General features: G+C 73.1%; 14 protein-coding genes and 1 pseudogene. 7 read left to right on the top strand and 8 right to left on the bottom strand.

What is annotated here, in order from left to right:
- The first annotated feature begins 10 nt into the window (after positions 1 to 10).
- A complete protein-coding gene (locus ACLQ2U_RS08355; protein WP_425749972.1) occupies positions 11 to 1,021 on the top strand; it encodes an aldo/keto reductase in 1,011 nt (336 codons plus the stop codon).
- A 24-nt stretch (positions 1,022 to 1,045) separates the two neighbouring features.
- On the opposite strand, the gene ACLQ2U_RS08350 is transcribed toward ACLQ2U_RS08355, so the two are convergent.
- The gene (locus ACLQ2U_RS08350) at positions 1,046 to 1,705 is read right to left on the bottom strand and encodes a DUF998 domain-containing protein (protein WP_425749971.1); all 660 of its coding nucleotides are present in this window, start codon (positions 1,703 to 1,705) and stop codon (positions 1,046 to 1,048) included.
- A 175-nt stretch (positions 1,706 to 1,880) separates the two neighbouring features.
- On the bottom strand, positions 1,881 to 2,489 hold the full coding sequence (locus ACLQ2U_RS08345) for a DedA family protein (RefSeq protein ID WP_425749970.1): 609 nt from the start codon (positions 2,487 to 2,489) through the stop codon (positions 1,881 to 1,883).
- Positions 2,490 to 3,009: 520 nt separating this feature from the next.
- Between ACLQ2U_RS08345 and thrS the strand changes: the two are divergent.
- Positions 3,010 to 4,228 (top strand): annotated as a pseudogene (gene thrS / locus ACLQ2U_RS08340) (threonine--tRNA ligase).
- 5 nt (positions 4,229 to 4,233) lie between these two features.
- Here the strand turns inward: thrS and ACLQ2U_RS08335 are convergent.
- From ACLQ2U_RS08335 to ACLQ2U_RS08325, 3 genes are all read right to left on the bottom strand, one after another.
- Positions 4,234 to 6,177: an ABC transporter ATP-binding protein gene (locus ACLQ2U_RS08335; protein ID WP_425750137.1), complete on the bottom strand. Its 1,944-nt coding sequence runs from the start codon at positions 6,175 to 6,177 to the stop codon at positions 4,234 to 4,236.
- A gap of 116 nt (positions 6,178 to 6,293) precedes the next feature.
- Complete coding sequence (locus ACLQ2U_RS08330; RefSeq protein ID WP_425749969.1) at positions 6,294 to 8,027, bottom strand: ABC transporter ATP-binding protein; 1,734 nt, start codon at positions 8,025 to 8,027, stop codon at positions 6,294 to 6,296.
- The gene (locus ACLQ2U_RS08325; protein WP_425750136.1) at positions 8,021 to 8,539 is read right to left on the bottom strand and encodes a MarR family winged helix-turn-helix transcriptional regulator; all 519 of its coding nucleotides are present in this window, start codon (positions 8,537 to 8,539) and stop codon (positions 8,021 to 8,023) included. The genes ACLQ2U_RS08330 and ACLQ2U_RS08325 overlap by 7 nt, the downstream gene beginning before the upstream one ends.
- Before the next feature lie 92 nt (positions 8,540 to 8,631).
- On the opposite strand from ACLQ2U_RS08325, the gene ACLQ2U_RS08320 reads away from it, so the two are divergent.
- Entirely contained in the window at positions 8,632 to 9,249 is a 618-nt protein-coding gene (locus ACLQ2U_RS08320; RefSeq protein WP_425749968.1) for a TetR/AcrR family transcriptional regulator, read from the top strand.
- Between the two features lie 99 nt (positions 9,250 to 9,348).
- Here the strand turns inward: ACLQ2U_RS08320 and ACLQ2U_RS08315 are convergent, their stop codons facing one another.
- A complete protein-coding gene (locus ACLQ2U_RS08315) occupies positions 9,349 to 10,788 on the bottom strand; it encodes a GuaB1 family IMP dehydrogenase-related protein (RefSeq protein WP_425749967.1) in 1,440 nt (479 codons plus the stop codon).
- A 197-nt stretch (positions 10,789 to 10,985) separates the two neighbouring features.
- Positions 10,986 to 12,740, bottom strand: a complete 1,755-nt coding sequence (locus ACLQ2U_RS08310; RefSeq protein WP_425749966.1) for an acetyl/propionyl/methylcrotonyl-CoA carboxylase subunit alpha — start codon at positions 12,738 to 12,740, stop codon at positions 10,986 to 10,988.
- Between the two features lie 130 nt (positions 12,741 to 12,870).
- Here ACLQ2U_RS08310 and ACLQ2U_RS08305 point away from each other — a divergent pair, with 130 nt between their 5' ends.
- From ACLQ2U_RS08305 to ACLQ2U_RS08290, 4 genes are all read left to right on the top strand, one after another.
- Positions 12,871 to 13,497: a PadR family transcriptional regulator gene (locus ACLQ2U_RS08305; RefSeq protein WP_425749965.1), complete on the top strand. Its 627-nt coding sequence runs from the start codon at positions 12,871 to 12,873 to the stop codon at positions 13,495 to 13,497.
- A 127-nt stretch (positions 13,498 to 13,624) separates the two neighbouring features.
- Positions 13,625 to 14,584, top strand: coding sequence for an ATP-binding cassette domain-containing protein (locus ACLQ2U_RS08300; RefSeq protein WP_425749964.1), 960 nt, complete (start codon positions 13,625 to 13,627; stop codon positions 14,582 to 14,584).
- 26 nt (positions 14,585 to 14,610) lie between these two features.
- Complete coding sequence (locus tag ACLQ2U_RS08295) at positions 14,611 to 15,366, top strand: ABC transporter permease (protein ID WP_425749963.1); 756 nt, start codon at positions 14,611 to 14,613, stop codon at positions 15,364 to 15,366.
- A 59-nt stretch (positions 15,367 to 15,425) separates the two neighbouring features.
- Positions 15,426 to 16,661, top strand: a complete 1,236-nt coding sequence (locus ACLQ2U_RS08290; protein WP_425749962.1) for an MFS transporter — start codon at positions 15,426 to 15,428, stop codon at positions 16,659 to 16,661.
- A gap of 104 nt (positions 16,662 to 16,765) precedes the next feature.
- Here the strand turns inward: ACLQ2U_RS08290 and ACLQ2U_RS08285 are convergent, their stop codons facing one another.
- On the bottom strand, positions 16,766 to 17,419 hold the full coding sequence (locus ACLQ2U_RS08285; protein WP_425749961.1) for an O-methyltransferase: 654 nt from the start codon (positions 17,417 to 17,419) through the stop codon (positions 16,766 to 16,768).
- Positions 17,420 to 17,428 lie beyond the last annotated feature (9 nt).

Below are 17,428 nucleotides of genomic sequence, written 5' to 3'. Positions count from 1 at the left end.
GGACGACATCATGACGAACGTTCCCACCACCACTCTCGGCGACGACCTTGCCGTCAGCCTGCTCGGCTACGGGGCGATGGGCCTCGCCGACGTGTACGGCCCGGCCGACGAGGCCGAGTCCCTCGCCACCCTGAACCACGCCGTCGACGCCGGCGTCACCTTCATCGACACCGCCGACCTGTACGGCGCCGGTTCCAACGAGCGGTTGATCGCCCGGCTGCTCGCCGACCGCCGCGACGAGGTCACCCTCGCCACCAAGTTCGGCATCGTCACCGAGGACGGCGACCTGGGCAGCATGTCGACCCGCGGTGACGCCGCGTACGTGCACCAGGCCTGTGACGCGAGCCTGCAACGCCTCGGCGTCGAGGTCATCGACCTCTACTACATGCACCGTCGGGACCTGACGGTGCCGGTGGAGGAGACCGTCGGCGCGATGGCCGAGTTGGTGTCCCGGGGCAAGGTCCGGCACCTGGGGCTCTCCGAGGTGACCGCCGACGAGCTGCGCCGGGCCCACGCGGTCCACCCGATCGCCGCGGTGCAGAGCGAGTGGTCCCTGTGGAGCCGGGACGTCGAACGGGCCGTGGTCCCCACCGCCGCGGAGCTGGGCATGGGCTTCGTGCCGTACTCGCCGCTCGGGCGGGGTTTCCTCACCGGCACCATCGTCGACCGGTCCGCCGTCGCCAGCGACTGGCGTGCCAACCTGTCGCGGTTCTCGGGCGCGGCGTTCGACCGCAACCAGGCGGTCATCGAGGCGGTCCGCGGCGTCGCGGCCGAGGTCGGCGCCACCCCGGCGCAGGTCGCGCTCGCCTGGCTGCGGATCCGGGGCGAGGAGCTCGGTCTGCCCGTGGTGCCGATCCCGGGCACCCGGCGGGCCGCCCGGGTGGACGAGAACGTGGGCAGCCTCGACGTGGAACTCGACGCCGGGCAGCGCAAGCTCCTCGACGACCTGGCCGCCGGGGTGGTCGGCCCGCGCTCCGACCACAGCGACCCGAACTGGGTGTCGGACACCCGCGAGGGCTGACCCCGGGGGTGACCCGCCCGCCGGTCAGCGGCGGGTGGGCACCGGGTCGCGGCCGACGGCGGGCGCCCGGCGGGTCAGGGTCGTCGCGACCACGGTGAGCAGGCCGACCTCCGCGAGGATGAGCAGCCGCTCGGCGAGGCCGATCAGCACCCGGTGGCCCGGGTACGCCGACCAGACCATCGCCGCCGCGAGCGCCAGGCTGGCCACCGCGAAGCCGCGTAGCCAGCGGTCGGCGGAGCCGATGGCGAGGCGACGGGCGAGCAGCCAACCGCCGAGCGGCAGTGCCAGGAAGGCAACCACCGACGCGTACCGGTGCAGGTAGCCGGCGGTGGTCATGGGCAGGCCGGGCTCGTCGGTCGGCACGATCGCGGCCGTGACCAACCCGCCCGCCCAGGCCCACAGCAGGAGTTCGCCGAGCCGGCCGGCCCGGTCGCCGACACCCGGGCCGGCCGGCGTCAGGGCGGCGGTGCGGCGCAGGGCGAGGAGGGTAACGGCGGTGGCCGCGGCGAGCACCGCCATGGCGACGTCGATGACGCCGCCCCGGTCCGAGACGGCGAAGTCGCTGACGGTCAGCGACCAGGGATTCAGGTCGTCGTTCACCTCGAGGTGTCCGATCACGGCCAGCAGCGCCGCCAGGGCGATCCCGCCGAGGGCCAGCAGCCCGTGGTTCCGGGTTTCACGCATGCCCCAGCCTGTCGCCGGAACCACCCGAAGCGGATCCGGCGCACCCACCGACACCGATCCCCGGGACCACCCCTAGGTCCCGGGCGGGGCACGTGGGGTGCCGCGCACGCAGGTTGCTGCTTCGCCGACGACCTCGACGTCGTGGCGGGGCGAACACCCCGGCGGCGCTGCGCCGTCAGTCGACCGGGACCTCGGCGCGCGCGTTGCGGGCGCCGATGACCGTCATCGCCCAGCCCGCCGCCGCGAACCCGGCCGCCGCCGCGGCCGCGATGATCGCCAGCCGCCAGGCCGACTCGGTCAGCGCCGCGCCGCCCAGGTGGCCGACCAGCGCGCCGTAGCTCGCCCAGCCCAGTGCCGCCGCGGCCTCGTAAACCAGGAACAGGCGGTACGGGTAGCGGCTGCGGCCGGCCGAGAAGCAGGCCGCCATCCGACCGCCGGGCACGAAGCGGCAGAGCAGGATCACCATCGGCCCCGGTTGGCGCAGCCCGCGGGTGACCCGGCCGGCGACCCGTCGGGCCCGGCTCGGCTCGACGTGTCGCCCCTGGCGGCGGTCGGGAGCGTTGCGCCCCAGCAGGTAGCAGGCCAGGTCGCCGGCGAAGACGCCGAGCGCCCCGACGCCGATGGTGAGCGGCAGGTTGAGTCCGCCGTAGACGGTCAGCGCACCGCTGGTGATCATGACGACCTGGGTGGGGACGACCGGCACGAAGGCGTCCGCGATCAGCAGGGCCAGCAGCACCAGGTACGCCCACGTCGGCGACGCGACGTCAGTGAGTAGTTCGGGCACGCCTGCCACCTCGCCGGTCAGGGCCGATTGGGTGTATCGAGCCTGACGGCGTGTCCGGCGTCACCGCGGACAGCCCCGGCCACTGGTGACCACGGACACGACAGATCCACCGGAGTGCAACGACGCAGCTCGGCCGGGGGTGACGGGTCCCCGGCGCGGGAATCGGACCGGGAGCGGTCGGCGAATCCGCGCTCGTCGGCGTACCGTTGTCGGCGCGCGGCCCCACACCCGTCGGGTCCCCCGTTCCTGACGAGCGGGCCGCCGCGGGTCGCCGGCAGGTCCCGTGCCGGCGGCCCGCCCCCTTCCCCCGCGCCGCGTCGTCCGTAAATCCGGTCGCCCCGAGGGCCGCCCCGGCCGTACGGTCTCGACATGCGCAGCGCGGAACTGACCACGACGCCGGGAAACCCCGGCGCGCCGCACTGACGCTTGACGTCGACGAGGCCCCGGGCGATCCGCCCCGGGGCCTCGCGGCGTTCCGGGCCAGGTCGCCTCCGGGTCGTACCCGATCAAGGAGCGCCACATGATCGACCACCGCAGGCTCGGCCGGGAGCTGGACCTGTTCGTCTCCGACCCCCTCGCGGGCGCCGGCCTGCCGATCTGGCTGCCGGCCGGCGCCGCCGCCCGGCACGCCGTCGAGGAGTACGTCCGGGAGCTGGAACGCCGGGCCGGCTACCGGCATGTCTACTCGCCGCCGCTGGGCAAACGGGAGCTGTTCGAGCTCTCCGGGCACCTCGGCTACTTCGCCGACGACATGTTCCCGCCGCTGCGGTTGAGCGCCGACGACGAATTCGTGCTGCGCCCGGCGCTCTGCCCGCACCACGCGCTGGTGTACCGGGCGCGCGGCCGCTCCTACCGGGAGCTGCCGCTGCGGATCGCCGAGCTGGGCGGGATGTACCGGGCGGAACGCTCCGGGGTGCTCGGCGGGCTGTCCCGGGTCCGCGCCATCTCGCTCAACGACGCGCACAACTTCTGCGCCCTGGACCAGGTCGACGGGGAGGTCCGGGAGATCCTCCGGCTGATCCGCGAGGCGCACGCCGCGCTCGGCGTACGACCGGCCGGTTTCCGGCTGTCGCTGCGCGGGCCGGGGGGAGAAGTACGTCGGGGACGACGCCCAGTGGGCCCGGGCCGAGGAGCTGCTCCGCGCGGCGCTCGACGGGGTCGACGTCACCGAGGCGCCCGGCGAGGCCGCCTTCTACGGCCCGAAGATCGACATCCAGATCGTCGACGCGGCCGGCCGGGAGTCGACCATCTCCACCATCCAGCTCGACTTCGACAAGCCGGAGCGGTTCGACCTGTCGTACACCGACGCCAACGGCGCCCGGCGGCGGCCGGTGATGGTGCACCGCAGCCTGGTCGGCAGCATGGAGCGGCTCTTCGCCTACCTGATCGAGGTGCACCAGGGCGCCTTCCCGCCCTGGTACGCCCCGGTTCAGCTGGTCGTGCTCCCGGTCGACGCCGAGCAGGCCGGCGTGGCGGCCGCGCTGGCCCGGCGTGCGCTCGACGCCGGGCTGCGGGTCGAGGTCGACTCCGCCGGCTCGCTCGGCGCCAGGATCCGCGACGCCGCCCGGCGGAAGATCCCGTACGTCGGGGTGCTGGGTGCCCGCGAGGCGGCCGACGACCGGGTCTCCCTGCGCCTGCGCGGCGGTCGCGGGCTGGAGCTGATGCCCGCCGCCGACGCGCTCGCCCTGATCGGCCGGGCGGTCGCCGCCCGCGCGCCCGACCTGCTTCTGGCAGCCTGAGCCCGTCACGACGACAGCGCCCCCTGGACCGACGGAGTCCGGGGGGCCTCGTCGGCCTCGCCGTCGACCACTGCGCCGGTGAACTGGGACCGGTACAGCCGGTGGTACGCCCCCTGCGCGGCGAGGAGTTGCTCGTGGGTGCCCTGCTCGACGATCCGGCCGTGCTCCATCATCAAGATCAGGTCGGCGTCCCGGATGGTGGAGAGCCGGTGCGCGATGACGAAGCTGGTCCGGTCCGAGCGCAGCGCCGCCATGGCCCGCTGGAGCAGCACCTCGGTGCGGGTGTCCACCGAGCTGGTCGCCTCGTCCAGGATCAGCAGCGACGGCTCGGCCAGGAACGCCCGGGCGATGGTGATCAGCTGCTTCTCGCCGGCGCTGACGTTGCTGCCCTCCTCGTCGATCACGGTGTCGTAGCCGTCGGGGAGGCTGCGGACGAAGCGGTCCACGAAGGTCGCCCGGGCCGCGGCGAGGATCTCCTCCTCGGTGGCACCCGGCCGGCCGTAGGCGATGTTGTCCCGGATGGTGCCGCCGAAGAGCCAGGTGTCCTGGAGCACCATGCCGATCCGGCCGCGCAGGTCGTCCCGGCGCATGGTGGTGATGTCCACCCCGTCCAGGGTGATCCGGCCCGCGTCCAGCTCGTAGAACCGCATGATCAGGTTGACCAGGGTGGTCTTGCCGGCGCCGGTCGGGCCGACGATCGCCACGGTGTGACCCGGCTCGGCGACCAGCGCCAGGTCGTCGATCAGCGGCTTGTCCGGGTCGTACCGGAAGGAGACGTGTGCGAACTCGACCCTGCCGGTGACCCGGGCCGGTGTGGCCCGGGTCGGTGCGGCCCGGGACGTGGTCTGCTCGTCGGCGTCGAGCACCGCGAAGACCCGCTCGGCGGAGGCCACCCCGGACTGGAGCAGGTTCGCCATCGAGGCGACCTGGGTGAGCGGCTGGGTGAACTGCCGCGAGTACTGGATGAACGCCTGCACGTCGCCGAGGCTCATCGACCCGGAGGCCACCCGCAGCCCGCCGATCACGGCGATCGCGCCGTAGCTGAGGTTCCCGACGAACATCATCGCCGGCATGATGAGCCCGGAGATGAACTGGGCCCCGAAGCTGGCCTGGAACAGCTCCTCGTTCTTGGCCGCGAAGGCGGCCTGCACCTCGCGCTGCCGGCCGAAGACCTTGACCAGCTCGTGGCCGGTGTACGCCTCCTCGATCTGGCCGTTCAGCTCACCGGTGTGCCTCCACTGGGCGATGAACCTGCGCTGCGACCGCTTGGCGATCTGCTGGGTGACGATCACCGACAGCGGCACCGCGACCAGGGCGATCAGCGCCAGCAGCGGCGAGATCCAGAACATCATCGTCAGCACGCCGACCACGGTCAGCAGCGCGGTGAGCAGCTGGCTGAGTGTCTGCGACAGGGTCTGCGAGATGTTGTCGATGTCGTTGGTGACCCGGCTGAGCAGTTCGCCCCGGGGCTGCCGGTCGAAGTAGGGCAGCGGCAGCCGGTTGAGCTTCTCCTGTACCTCGGCGCGCAGCCGCAGCACGGTCCGCTGCACCACCCCGTTGAGCAGCCAGCCCTGCCACCACATCAGCAGGCTGGCGCCCAGGTAGAGCGCGAGCGCGAGCAGCAGCGTACGGCCCAGCGCGCCGAAGTCGATCCCCACCCCGGGCACCACGTCCATCCGGGCCAGCATGTCGGCGAGGTTGTCGTTGCCCGAGGCTCGGGCCCCGGCGACGGCCTGGTCCAGCGTGGTGCCGGGAGGCAACTGCCGGCCGACCACCCCGGCGAAGATGATGTCGGTGGCGTGACCCAGGATCTTCGGCCCGACCACGCTGGCCGCGACGCTCGCCACCGCCAGGGTGATGATGGCGGTCAGCTGCAGCCGGTGCGGGCGCAGCCGGCCCAGCAGCCGCCGGGCGGACGGCCCGAAGTTCATCGACTTCTCCGCCGGCATGGCGGCGCCCATCCACGGCGGGCCGCCGCGCTGCCCGCCCTGGGGCAGCCGCGTCGGCGTCCGCGCGTCGGCGGCGGCCTTCCGGCCGGCGGCCGGCTTCTGCTCGGGTACGGCGCTCACGCGGTCACCTCCGCCGTCTTCTGGGACGCCACGATCTCGGCGTACGTCGGGCAGTTCTCCAGCAGGTCCTCGTGTCGCCCCATGCCGACGACGCCCCCGTCCTCGAGCACGATGATCTGGTCGGCGTCGGCGATCGTGGAGACCCGCTGGGCCACGATCACCACCGCCGCGTCCGCGGTGACCGGCCGCAGCGCCGCCCGCAGCCGGGCGTCGGTGCCGAGGTCGAGCGCCGAGAACGAGTCGTCGAAGAGGTAGATCTCCGGCTGGCGGACCAGCGCCCGGGCGATGGCCAGCCGTTGCCGCTGGCCGCCGGAGATGTTCGTGCCACCCTGCGCGATCTGGGCGTCCACCCCGCCGGGCATCTGGGCCACGAAGTCCCGAGCCTGGGCGATCTCCAGCGCCCGCCACAGCTCCTCGTCGGTCGCGTCCGGGTTGCCGTACCGGAGGTTGCTGGCGACCGTTCCGCTGAACAGGTACGGCCGCTGCGGCACCAGCCCGATCCGGCGCCACACCTCGTCCGGTTCCAGCAGCCGCACGTCCACCCCGTCGACCAGCACCGTGCCGGCGGTCGGGTCGACCAGCCGGGGGATCAGCGTGAGCAGGGTGGTCTTGCCGGCGCCGGTGGAGCCGATGATGGCCGTGGTCCGGCCGGGGCCGGCCCGGAACGAGATGTCGTGCAGCACCGGTGCGCTCGCCCCCGGGTACTGGAAGGCGACGCGGCGGAGCTCCAGCTCGGCGTGCCTGGTCACCGCGATCACCGGCTCGGCCGGCGGCACCACCGACGATTCGGTGTCCAGCACCTCGACGATCCGTTCGGCGCAGACCGCCGCGCGCGGCACCATCATCAGCATGAAGGTGGCCATCATGACGGCCATCAGGATCTGCATCAGGTACTGCAGGAACGCGGTCAGCGCGCCGATCTGGATCTGGTCGGCGTCGACCCGCTGCGCGCCGAACCAGAGCACCGCGACGCTGGAGACGTTGAGCACCAGCATCACCACCGGGAAGATCAGGGCCATCAGCCGGCCGACGCGCAGCGCGGTCGCGGTGAGGTCGGCGTTGGCGACGCCGAACCGGTGCGTCTCGTACGGCTCGCGGACGAATGCCCGGACCACCCGGATGCCGGTGATCTGCTCGCGCAGCACCCGGTTGACCGTATCGATCCGGGTCTGCATCTCCCGGAATCCCGGCACCATCCGCCGGATGACCAGGCCCAGCGCGATCGCCAGCACCGGCACGCTGACCAGCATCAGCCAGGAGAGCCCGACGTCCTCCCGCAGCGCCATCACCACCCCGCCGACGCTCATGATCGGTGCGGCGACCAGCATGGTGCAGCTCATCAGCACGAGCATCTGCACCTGCTGCACGTCGTTGGTGTTACGGGTGATCAGCGAGGGCGCGCCGAACCGGGCCACCTCGCGGGCGGAGAAGCTGTTGACCTGCCCGAAGATGGCGGTCCGGACGTCCCGGCCGACGGCCATCGCGGTCCGCGCGCCGAGGTAGACCGCCGTCACCGAGCAGGCGATCTGCACCAGGCTGACCAGCAGCATCCAGCCGCCGGTGCGCATGATGTAGTCGGTGTCGCCCCGGGCCACGCCCAGGTCGATGATGTCGGCGTTCAGGCTCGGCAGGTAGAGCGAGGCCATCGTGCCGACGAACTGGAGCAGCACCACCGTGACGAGCGGCCGGTGGTACGGGCGCAGGAAGCTGCGCAACAGGCGGTTCAGCACGGACCGCTCCCCGGTGTCGTCAGGTCGGAGTCCTGTTGTGGGTTCAACCTGCCGTCCTCCCCGTCGGACGTGGTCAGGATCAGTTCGGTGAGGAACTCGCGGATCACCGCCCGCTTCGCCGGGTCGGCGTCGACGGAGGTGAGCGGCGGATCGCCGTGGACCAGGTCGGTGAGGACCTGCGCGTGCCGGCGCCCCTTGTCGGTCAGCGCGAGCTGCACCGTGCGGCGGTCGGCGGTGTCCCGGCGGCGTTCGACGAAGCCGTCGCGTTCGAGGGTGTCGACGATGCCGGTGAGGGTGGCGGGCCGGACGAAGCAGTGCTCGGCGACCTCGCGGTGGGTGGCGTCGCCGGTGCGGCTGAGGATGAACAGCACCCGCATCCCGGCCGAGGTGAGGCCATGGTGTTCGGCCAGGTAACGGCCCCAGTACTGCTCGACCAGGTGACCGGCGACCGAGACCAGCCGCCCGAGCGGCGCGTTGCGCAGCATGTCAGGGAAGCGGGCCGGTGGTTCCATCTGCACGGCGATGATGTTAGGCCCCCAACCGTAAGGGGCCAAACGAATTGTGGATACGCGACATCTTGTCGGCGGCAAGTTAGGCTTCCGTCATGGCGACGCGCGGCTACCACCACGGGGATCTGCGACGGGCCCTGCTCGACGTCGCGGTCGAGGCGATCGGGGAGTCCGGTCCGGCCGCGCTGAGCCTGCGCGAGCTGGCCCGCCGCGCGGGCGTCTCGCACGCCGCCCCGGCGCACCACTTCGGCGACAAGGCGGGCCTGCTCACCGCGCTCGCCGTCGAGGGGTACGACCGCCTCGCCGCCGCGCTGGGCCGGGCCGGCGACGACCTGCTGGAGGTCGGCGTGGCGTACGTCCGGTTCGCGGTCGACCACCGCGCCCACTTCGAGGTGATGTTCCGGCCGGACCTCTACCGGGGTGACGACGCCGGGGTGACGGCGGCCCGGGCGCGGGCCGGGGCGGCGTTGCGTGGTGGCGTGGCGGCACTGCGCGGCCGGTCGGCCGGCGGCCCACGGCGGGAGGTCGGGGCGCAGCCGATCCCGGCCGGGGGCGCCGGGCCTGAGTGGCCGGACGCCGACCCGGACACGCTCGCCGCCTGGTCGATCGTGCACGGCTTCGCCACGCTCTGGCTGGCCGGGGCCCTGCCGCTCAGGGCGGACACCGACCCGGAGTCCGCGGCCCGCGCCGTGATCCGCCGCCTCTTCGAGTGACCGTCCGCCCCCCGGGAGACCCCGGTTGCGCGACGTCGCGGTGTCCGACTGCCCGGGACACCGCGACATCGCGCAACCTCAGTGAATCGACCCCGCGGGTCACCAGCTGGTCGGCAGCGGCATCCCCTCGGTGTAGCCGGCGGCGCTCTGCACCCCGACGAGCGCCCGCTCATGGAACTCGTCCAGGTTGCGGGCGCCGGCGTAGGTGAACGCGCTGCGTACCCCGGAGATGATCTCGTCGATCAGGTCCTCGACGCCGGGACGGGCCGGGTCGAGGTACATCCGGGCCGAGGAGATGCCCTCCTCGAAGATCGCCTTGCGGGCCCGGTCGAATGCGCTGTCCTCGGCGGTACGCGCGCTGACCGCGCGCGCCGAGGCCATGCCGAAGCTCTCCTTGTACCGCCGGCCGTCCGCGTCGGTGTAGAGGTCGCCGGGGGACTCGTAGGTGCCGGCGAACCAGGAACCCACCATCACGTTGGACGCCCCCGCCGCCAGCGCCAGCGCCACGTCCCGGGGGTGCCGGACGCCGCCGTCGGCCCAGACGTGCCGGCCCAGCTCGCGGGCCGCCGCGGAGCAGTCGAGCACCGCGGAGAACTGTGGCCGGCCCACCCCGGTCATCATCCGGGTGGTGCACATCGCGCCGGGTCCGACGCCGACCTTCACGATGTCCGCGCCCGCCTCGACCAGGTCGCGTACGCCGTCGGCGGTGACCACGTTGCCGGCCGCCACCGGGACGGCCGGGTCGAGCTTGCGCACCGCCCGCAGCGCGGAGATCATCCGCTCCTGGTGCCCGTGCGCGGTGTCCACCACCAGGGTGTCCACCCCGGCCGCCAGCAGCGCCTCGGCCTTGCCGGTCACGTCGCCGTTGATGCCCACCGCCGCAGCGATCCGCAGCCGGCCCCGGTCGTCCACCGCGGGCCGGTAGAGGGTGGCGCGCAGCGCGCCCTGCCGGGTGAGCACCCCGACCAGCCGACCGTCGGCGTCCACCACCGGGGCCAGTCGGCGGCGGCCGGCGGAGAGCCGCTCAAAGCCGGTACGCGGGTCCGCGTCCGCCGGTACGGTGTGCAGCTCGGTGGACATCACGTGCCGCAGCTGGGCGAAGCGGTCCACGCCGACGGTGTCCGCCTCGGTGACCACGCCGAGCGGCCGGCCCGCGTCGTCGACCACGACCACCGCGCCGTGCGACCGCTTCGGCAGCAGGTGGATGGCGTCGCCGACGGTGTCGGTCGGGCCGAGCGTGATCGCGGTGTCGTGCACCAGGTGCCGCCGCTTGACCCAGGCGACGACGTTGGCCACCACCTCGATCGGGATGTCCTGCGGGATGACCGCGATCGCGCCGCGCCGGGCGACGGTCTCCGCCATCCGCCGGCCGGCGACCGCCGTCATGTTCGCGACCACCAGCGGGATGGTCGTGCCGGTGCCGTCACCGGTGGCCAGGTCGACGTCGAGCCGCGAGCCCACCTCGGAGCGGGCCGGCGCCATGAAGACGTCGTTGTAGGTCAGGTCGTGCGCGGGGACCGCGCCATGAAGGAACCGCACCCCGCCATCATTCCTGCTCCCGGCCCGGCCCGCCGCCGCTGGTGGCCCAAACCACTCGCCGGCCGGGCTCCGCCTGTCCGCTCCAGCAGCCGACGGTACGGGCTCCGACCGACACGTCACCGACGGAGTGGCCCGGCGTCCCGGCCCGGCCCGGTGGCGCTGTACCGGGCCGCGGCGACGGTCGAGTGGGACGAGGCTCAGGCGATGGTGCAGATCGCGGCGCCGGCGGTGATCACCGCGCCGACCTCGGCGGAGAGTCCGCTGACCGTGCCGGCCTTGTGGGCGTGCAGCGGCTGCTCCATCTTCATCGCCTCCAGCACGACCACCAGGTCGCCCTCGGCGACGGTGTCCCCGTCGGCCACGGCGATCTTGACGATGGTGCCCTGCATCGGGGAGGTGAGCGCGTCGCCGCTGACCGCGGCGCCGGCCTTGGCGCCGCCGCCCCGGCGGCCCGGCTTCTTCGCGGCGGGCGCGGCGGTGGCCGTACCCGCGCCGAGGCCGGCGGGAAGGGTCACCTCCAGCCGCTTGCCGCCCACCTCGACCACGACGGTCTCGCGCTCGGCCGGCGCCTCGGCGGCGCCGGCGGCGGCGGCGGTGAACGGCGGCACGGTGTTGTCGAACTCGGTCTCGATCCACCGGGTGTGCACGGTGAACGGCTCGGCAGTGAACGCCTCGTCCCGGAGCACCAGCCGGTGGAACGGCAGCGCGGTGGCCATGCCCTCGACGACCATCTCGTCCAGCGCCCGACGGGCCCGCTCGATCGCCTCGGTTCGGGTCTCGCCGGTGACGATCACCTTGGCCAGCAGCGAGTCGAAGTTGCCGCCGATCACGTCGCCGGCGGAGATGCCGGTGTCCACCCGGACGCCGGGGCCGGTGGGCAGCCGCAGCGCGGTGACCGTGCCCGGCGCGGGCAGGAAGTTGCGGCCCGGGTCCTCGCCGTTGATCCGGAACTCGATGGAGTGCCCGCGCGGCGTCGGGTCCTCGGTGAACCGCAGCTTCTCGCCGTCGGCGACCCGGAACTGCTCGCGGACCAGGTCGATGCCGGCGGTCTCCTCGGTGACCGGGTGTTCGACCTGCAGCCGCGTGTTGACCTCCAGGAAGGAGATGGTGCCGTCCGTGCCGACCAGGTATTCCACCGTGCCGGCCCCGTGGTAGCCGGCCTCCCGGCAGATCGCCTTGGCGCTGTCGTGGATCTGGGCGCGCTGCGCCGCGGTGAGGAAAGGCGCGGGGGCCTCCTCGACCAGCTTCTGGTGCCGGCGCTGCAGGGAGCAGTCCCGGGTGCCGACCACGATCACGTTGCCGTGCTGGTCGGCCAGCACCTGCGCCTCGACGTGGCGGGGCTTGTCCAGGTACCGCTCGACGAAGCACTCGCCCCGACCGAACGCGGCGACCGCCTCGCGGGTGGCCGACTCGAACAGGTGCGGGATCTCCTCCATGGTGCGGGCCACCTTGAGGCCGCGCCCACCGCCGCCGAAGGCCGCCTTGATGGCGACCGGCAGGCCGTGGTCGATGGCGAAGGCGAGCACCTCGTCCGGGCCGCCGACCGGGTCGGGGGTGCCGGGGACCAGGGGCGCGCCGGCGCGCTGGGCGATGTGCCGGGCGGTGACCTTGTCGCCGAGGTCGCGGATCGCCTGCGGGGTGGGGCCGATCCAGGTCAGCCCGGCGTCGATGACGGCCTGGGCGAAATCGGCGTTCTCGGCGAGGAAGCCGTAGCCGGGGTGCACCGCGTCGGCGCCGGCCTTGCCGGCGATGTCGATCAGCTTGTCGATCCGCAGGTACGTCTCGGCCGCGCTGTCGCCGCCGAGGGCGTACGCCTCGTCGGCCAGGGTGGCGTGCAGGGCGTCCCGGTCGGAGTCGGCGTAGACGGCGATGCTGCCCAGGCCGGCGTCGCGGCAGGCGCGGATGACGCGGACGGCGATCTCTCCGCGGTTGGCGATGAGTACCTTGCGCACCGTGGTGGCTCCTCCCAGGGTCGTTGCCCGGGAGTGTATCGGCCACCCTGATCGCCCTAACGATCGCTCAGTGTGGGATGCCGCACTGCCGCGCCCGACCCTAGTCAAACTTGTCTATTACGCTTGTCGGATGTCTGCGACACGGATGATGATCCTCGGCCTGGTCCGCTGGATGCAACCGGTGCACGGCTACGACGTGCGCCGCGAGCTGCTCAGCTGGAACGCTGACAAATGGGCCAACGTGCAGCCCGGCTCGATCTACCACGCGCTGCGCAAGCTGACCGAGGAGGGGCTGCTCCGGACCGTCGCCACCGAGCAGGTGGGTGCCCGGCCGGCGCGCACCACGTACGAGATCACGCCGAAGGGGGAGGACGAGTTCGAGACGCTGCTGCGCGGGCTCTGGTGGCAGTTGCACGAGGTGCCGGACCCGTTCGCGGCGGCGTTCTCCTTCCTGCCCGCGATGCCGCAGGACGAGGCGGCGGCCGCCCTGCGCAACCGGGCCAACCTGCTGCGCGCCAGTGTCGAGTCGATGCGCGCCTCGTTGGACTCTGACTGGATGCGCGACACCAAGCCGGTGCACGTGGCCTGGATGTTCGAGCTGTGGGCGGTCCGGGCCGAGGCGGAGATCGGCTGGTGCGAGCGGACGGCCGAACGGATCGACTCGGGGGTGTCGTACCTGCCTGCGGGGCTGGCCGGGGCGCCGGGCTGGTCGGGGTGGTCGGACGGCGGGCCGGGTCGCGACCCTGACGCGCAATAATCAACGTTGACCAGAAGAGCTATATCGCGTTAGCCTGCCCACTGCACAACGGGGGGAGCGCGCCATTCGGCGTCGTCCCCGGGGGAGAGACGGCCGGCGCATCCGGCCCGGACGACCAGGAGCGGACATGATCGAGACCAGGGGGCTGCGGAAGTCGTTCCGCTCCCGTCAGGGTCGGGAGACGAAGACGGTCGACGCCGTGCGGGGGGTGAACCTGAAGGTCGCCGAGGGGGAGATCTTCGGCTTCCTCGGCCCGAATGGCGCCGGCAAGACCACCACGCTGCGGATGCTCGCCACCCTGATCGAGCCGGACGGCGGCGAGGCCACCATCGCCGGCGCCGACCTGCGCAAGGACCCGGCCGAGGTGCGCCGCCGGATCGGCTACGTGGCCCAGGGCGGCAGCACCTGGGACGAGTCCACCGCCCGCGAGGAGCTGGTCCTCCAGGCCCGGATGTACGGCATCGCCAAGGCCGAGGCCCACCGCCGGGCCGCCCGCGCCCTGGACGCCTTCCAGCTCACCGAGTACGCCGACCGCAAGTGCCGGACCTACTCCGGCGGCCAGCGGCGCCGGGTGGAGATCGCCCTCGGCATCATCCACGAGCCGAGGATCGTCTTCCTGGACGAGCCGACCTCCGGCCTGGACCCGCAGAGCCGCGCCCACATGTGGGACGAGATCCGCCGGTTGCGCGCCGAGGGGATGACCGTATTCATCACCACGCACTACCTCGACGAGGCCGACGCGCTCTGCGACCGCATCGCGATCATGGACAACGGCGAGGTGGTCGCCGAGGGCACCCCGGCCGAGCTGAAGCGGGAGATCTCCGGTGACGTGGTGCTGGTCGGCCTGGGCGTGGCGACCACCGCGCAGGCCGCCCAGGTGCTCGACGGCGAGCCGTACGTGAACAAGCTGGAGACCGCCGACGAGGGCGGGCTGCGCCTCTACGTCGACGAGGGCGCCACCGCCATCCCGCAGATCCTGCGCCGGCTCGACCACGCCGGGCTCGCGCTCACCTCGATCGAGCTCCACCGCCCCAGCCTCGACGACGTCTTCCTCACCAAGACCGGCCGCTCGCTGCGCGAGTCCTGATCCCGACGCCCGACAGGAGAGAACCCGTGAAACTCGCCCGCGACACCTGGCTCATCTTCCAGCGCCAGACCCAGCTGCTGCTGCGCAACCCGGTCTGGGTCTTCGTCGGAGTCTTCCAGCCGGTCATGTACCTGCTGCTCTTCGCCCCGCTGCTCAAGCCGGCGCTGAACGCGCCCACCCAGGCCGCCGCCTACAAGATCTTCGTACCCGGCCTGCTGGTGCTGCTGGCCATCTTCGGCGGCCTGTTCCAGGGTTTCGGCCTGATCGCCGAGCTGCGCGCCGGGGTCATCGAACGCTCCCGGGTCACCCCGGTCAGCCGGCTCGCCCTGCTGCTCGGCCGCTCGCTGCGCGACGTGGTCTCGCTGATCGTGCAGGCGGTCATCATCACCCTGCTGGCGCTCCTGTTCGACCTGCGCGTCTTCATCGGCGACCTGCTGCTGGCGTACCTGATGCTCGCGCTGATCGCGCTGATGACCTCGGCCGTCTCGTACGGCATCGCGCTCAAGGTGAAGAGCGAGGACGCCCTCGCCCCGCTGATGAACACCGTCGCCCAGCCGGTGCTGCTGCTCTCCGGCATCCTGCTGCCGCTCACCTTCGCCCCCGGCTGGCTGCAGGGCATCGCCGAGTGGAACCCGTTCTCCTGGGCGGTGGACGGCACCCGGGCGCTCTTCGCCGGCGACCTCGCCAACGACAGGGTGTGGCAGGGGCTGAGCATCATCGCAGTGCTCGCCGCCGCCAGCGTCTTCTGGGCCGCCCGGCAGTTCGCCCGCAGCGTGCGCTGAGCGAGAGTTGCCTCTCAGCAGGGGCGGGGCACCGGCCGGACGCTTGTAGCGTAAGGCCGGTGCCCCGCCTCACCCGTGACAGGACCACCTGGCTGACCTACGCCCAGCTGGGCCTCTGGGGCTTCTTCCTCTACGGGTTCGGCCCGGTCGTCCCGCTGCTCCGCGATGAGCAGGGCACCAGCGCCGCCGTCGCCGGCCTGCACAGCACCGCCGTCGCGGCCGGCGCGCTGCTCGGCGGGGCGCTCTTCGCCCCGCTCGCCCGGCGGTTCGGCCGTGGCCCGGCGATCTGGCTCGGCCTGGCCGGGCTCGCCGTCGGCGTCACCGCGTTCGGCACGCTCCGCCCGCTGACCGCCACCCTCGCCGCGGTCGTCGTGATCGCCACCGCCGGCATGATGGTGATCAGCGGCGTCTCCGTGGTGATCACCGCCCGGCACGGCCCGGCCGCGCCCGCCGCGCTCACCGAGGCCAACGCCGCCTGCGCCGGCATGGGCATCCTCGCCCCGCTGGTGATCGGCGCCAGCGTCGGCGCCGGCCTCGGCTGGCGGCCGGTGATGGCCGTCGAGGTCGGGCTGATCGCGCTGGTCGCGCTCACCGCCCGGATCTTCCGGGTACGCCTGCCGCAGGCCGCCCCCGCTACCGCGGCTGCCGCCGCCCCGATCGGGGTGACCGCCCCGGCGGCGGGTGCCGGCGGCAGCGACCGGCTGCCCAGGGCGTACTGGATCGCCTGGGTGCTGATGGCGGTGACCGGCTCGATCGAGGTCTGCCTGTCGCTCTGGACCGCCGACGTGCTCCGCTCGCATGCCGGGATGACCGCCGCCGCCGCGTCCGCGGCCATCGCGGCGATCGTCTGCGGCATGTTCCTCGGCCGGCTGGTCGGCGGCCGGATCGCCCTGCGCTGGCCGCCCGCGCCGCTGCTGCTCGGCGCGCTCAGCGTGTCGCTGGTCGGGTTCACGCTCTTCTGGCTCGCGCCGGTCGGCTGGCTCGCGGTGACCGGGCTGGTCGTGCTGGGGCTGGGCAACGCACTGCACTACCCCCTCGCGATCTCGATCGCGCTGGCCGTGGCCGGGCCGGCTGCCGACAAGGCGGCCGGCTGGGCGTCGTACTCGATGGGGGTGGGCTTCGGGATCGCGCCGGTGGCGCTGGGCGCGGTGGCCGACGGGATCGGACCCCACCTGGCCTTCCTGGCGCTGCCCGGCTTCATCGCTGCGGCCGTGCTGCTCACCGTGCGGCTCGGCCGGGCCCTCCAGGCGTCCGCCCCGGCGCCCGACCGGAACCCCGTGCCAGCCGGCGCCTGACCGCGTCCCGGCCGACCCACGCGTGATCGACTCCGTTTCGCCGATATGGCGGAACCCCGGTGGATGCGACCCCGCCATTCCGGCGGGCGGAGTCGATCTCAGGCTCAGTGCACCCGGGCGAGGGTGACGCCGTCGGCGATCGGGAGCATCACCGCGTCGACGCGGACGTCGGTCAGCACGTCGTCGTTGAAGGCGGCGATCGCCCGGTCGTCGGCGTTCTGCGGGGCGATCACCCGGCCGCCGCGCAGCGTGTTGTCCACGGCGATGACCGCGCCGGGACGCATCCGGGGCACCAGCTCGGACCAGTAGATCGGGTAGCCGGTCTTGTCGGCGTCGATGAAGGCGAAGTCCAGGTAGCGCTCGTGCGGCAGCTCCCGCAGCCGGTCGGCGGCCGGACCGATGCGCAGCTCGATCCGGTCGTCGACGCCTGCGCGCGCCCAGTACCGCCGGGCGACGCCGGTGTACTCCTCTGAGATGTCGAAGCAGGTCAGCCGGCCGTCCTCGGGCAGGCCCCGGGCGATCGCCAGCGCGGAGAGGCCGGTGAAGGTGCCCACCTCGACGGCCTGCCGTACGCCCAGCAGCTGGGTGAGGAAGGTCAGGAACGCGGCCTGCTCCGGCGCCACCTGCATGGTCGCCTGATCGGGGAGGAGGGCGAGCGTCTCCGCGGCCAGGTCGCGGATGATCTCGTCCGGCGGGGAGCCGTGCGCGACGAGATACGCGTGCAGTTCCGGGGTGAGCGGCAACGGCTTGGTGGTCATGAAACGGAC

Source organism: Micromonospora sp. DT47, from assembly GCF_049844475.1.
In the GTDB taxonomy this organism is placed as follows: domain Bacteria; phylum Actinomycetota; class Actinomycetes; order Mycobacteriales; family Micromonosporaceae; genus Micromonospora.
This window is presented reverse-complemented; position numbering and strand designations above follow the sequence as displayed.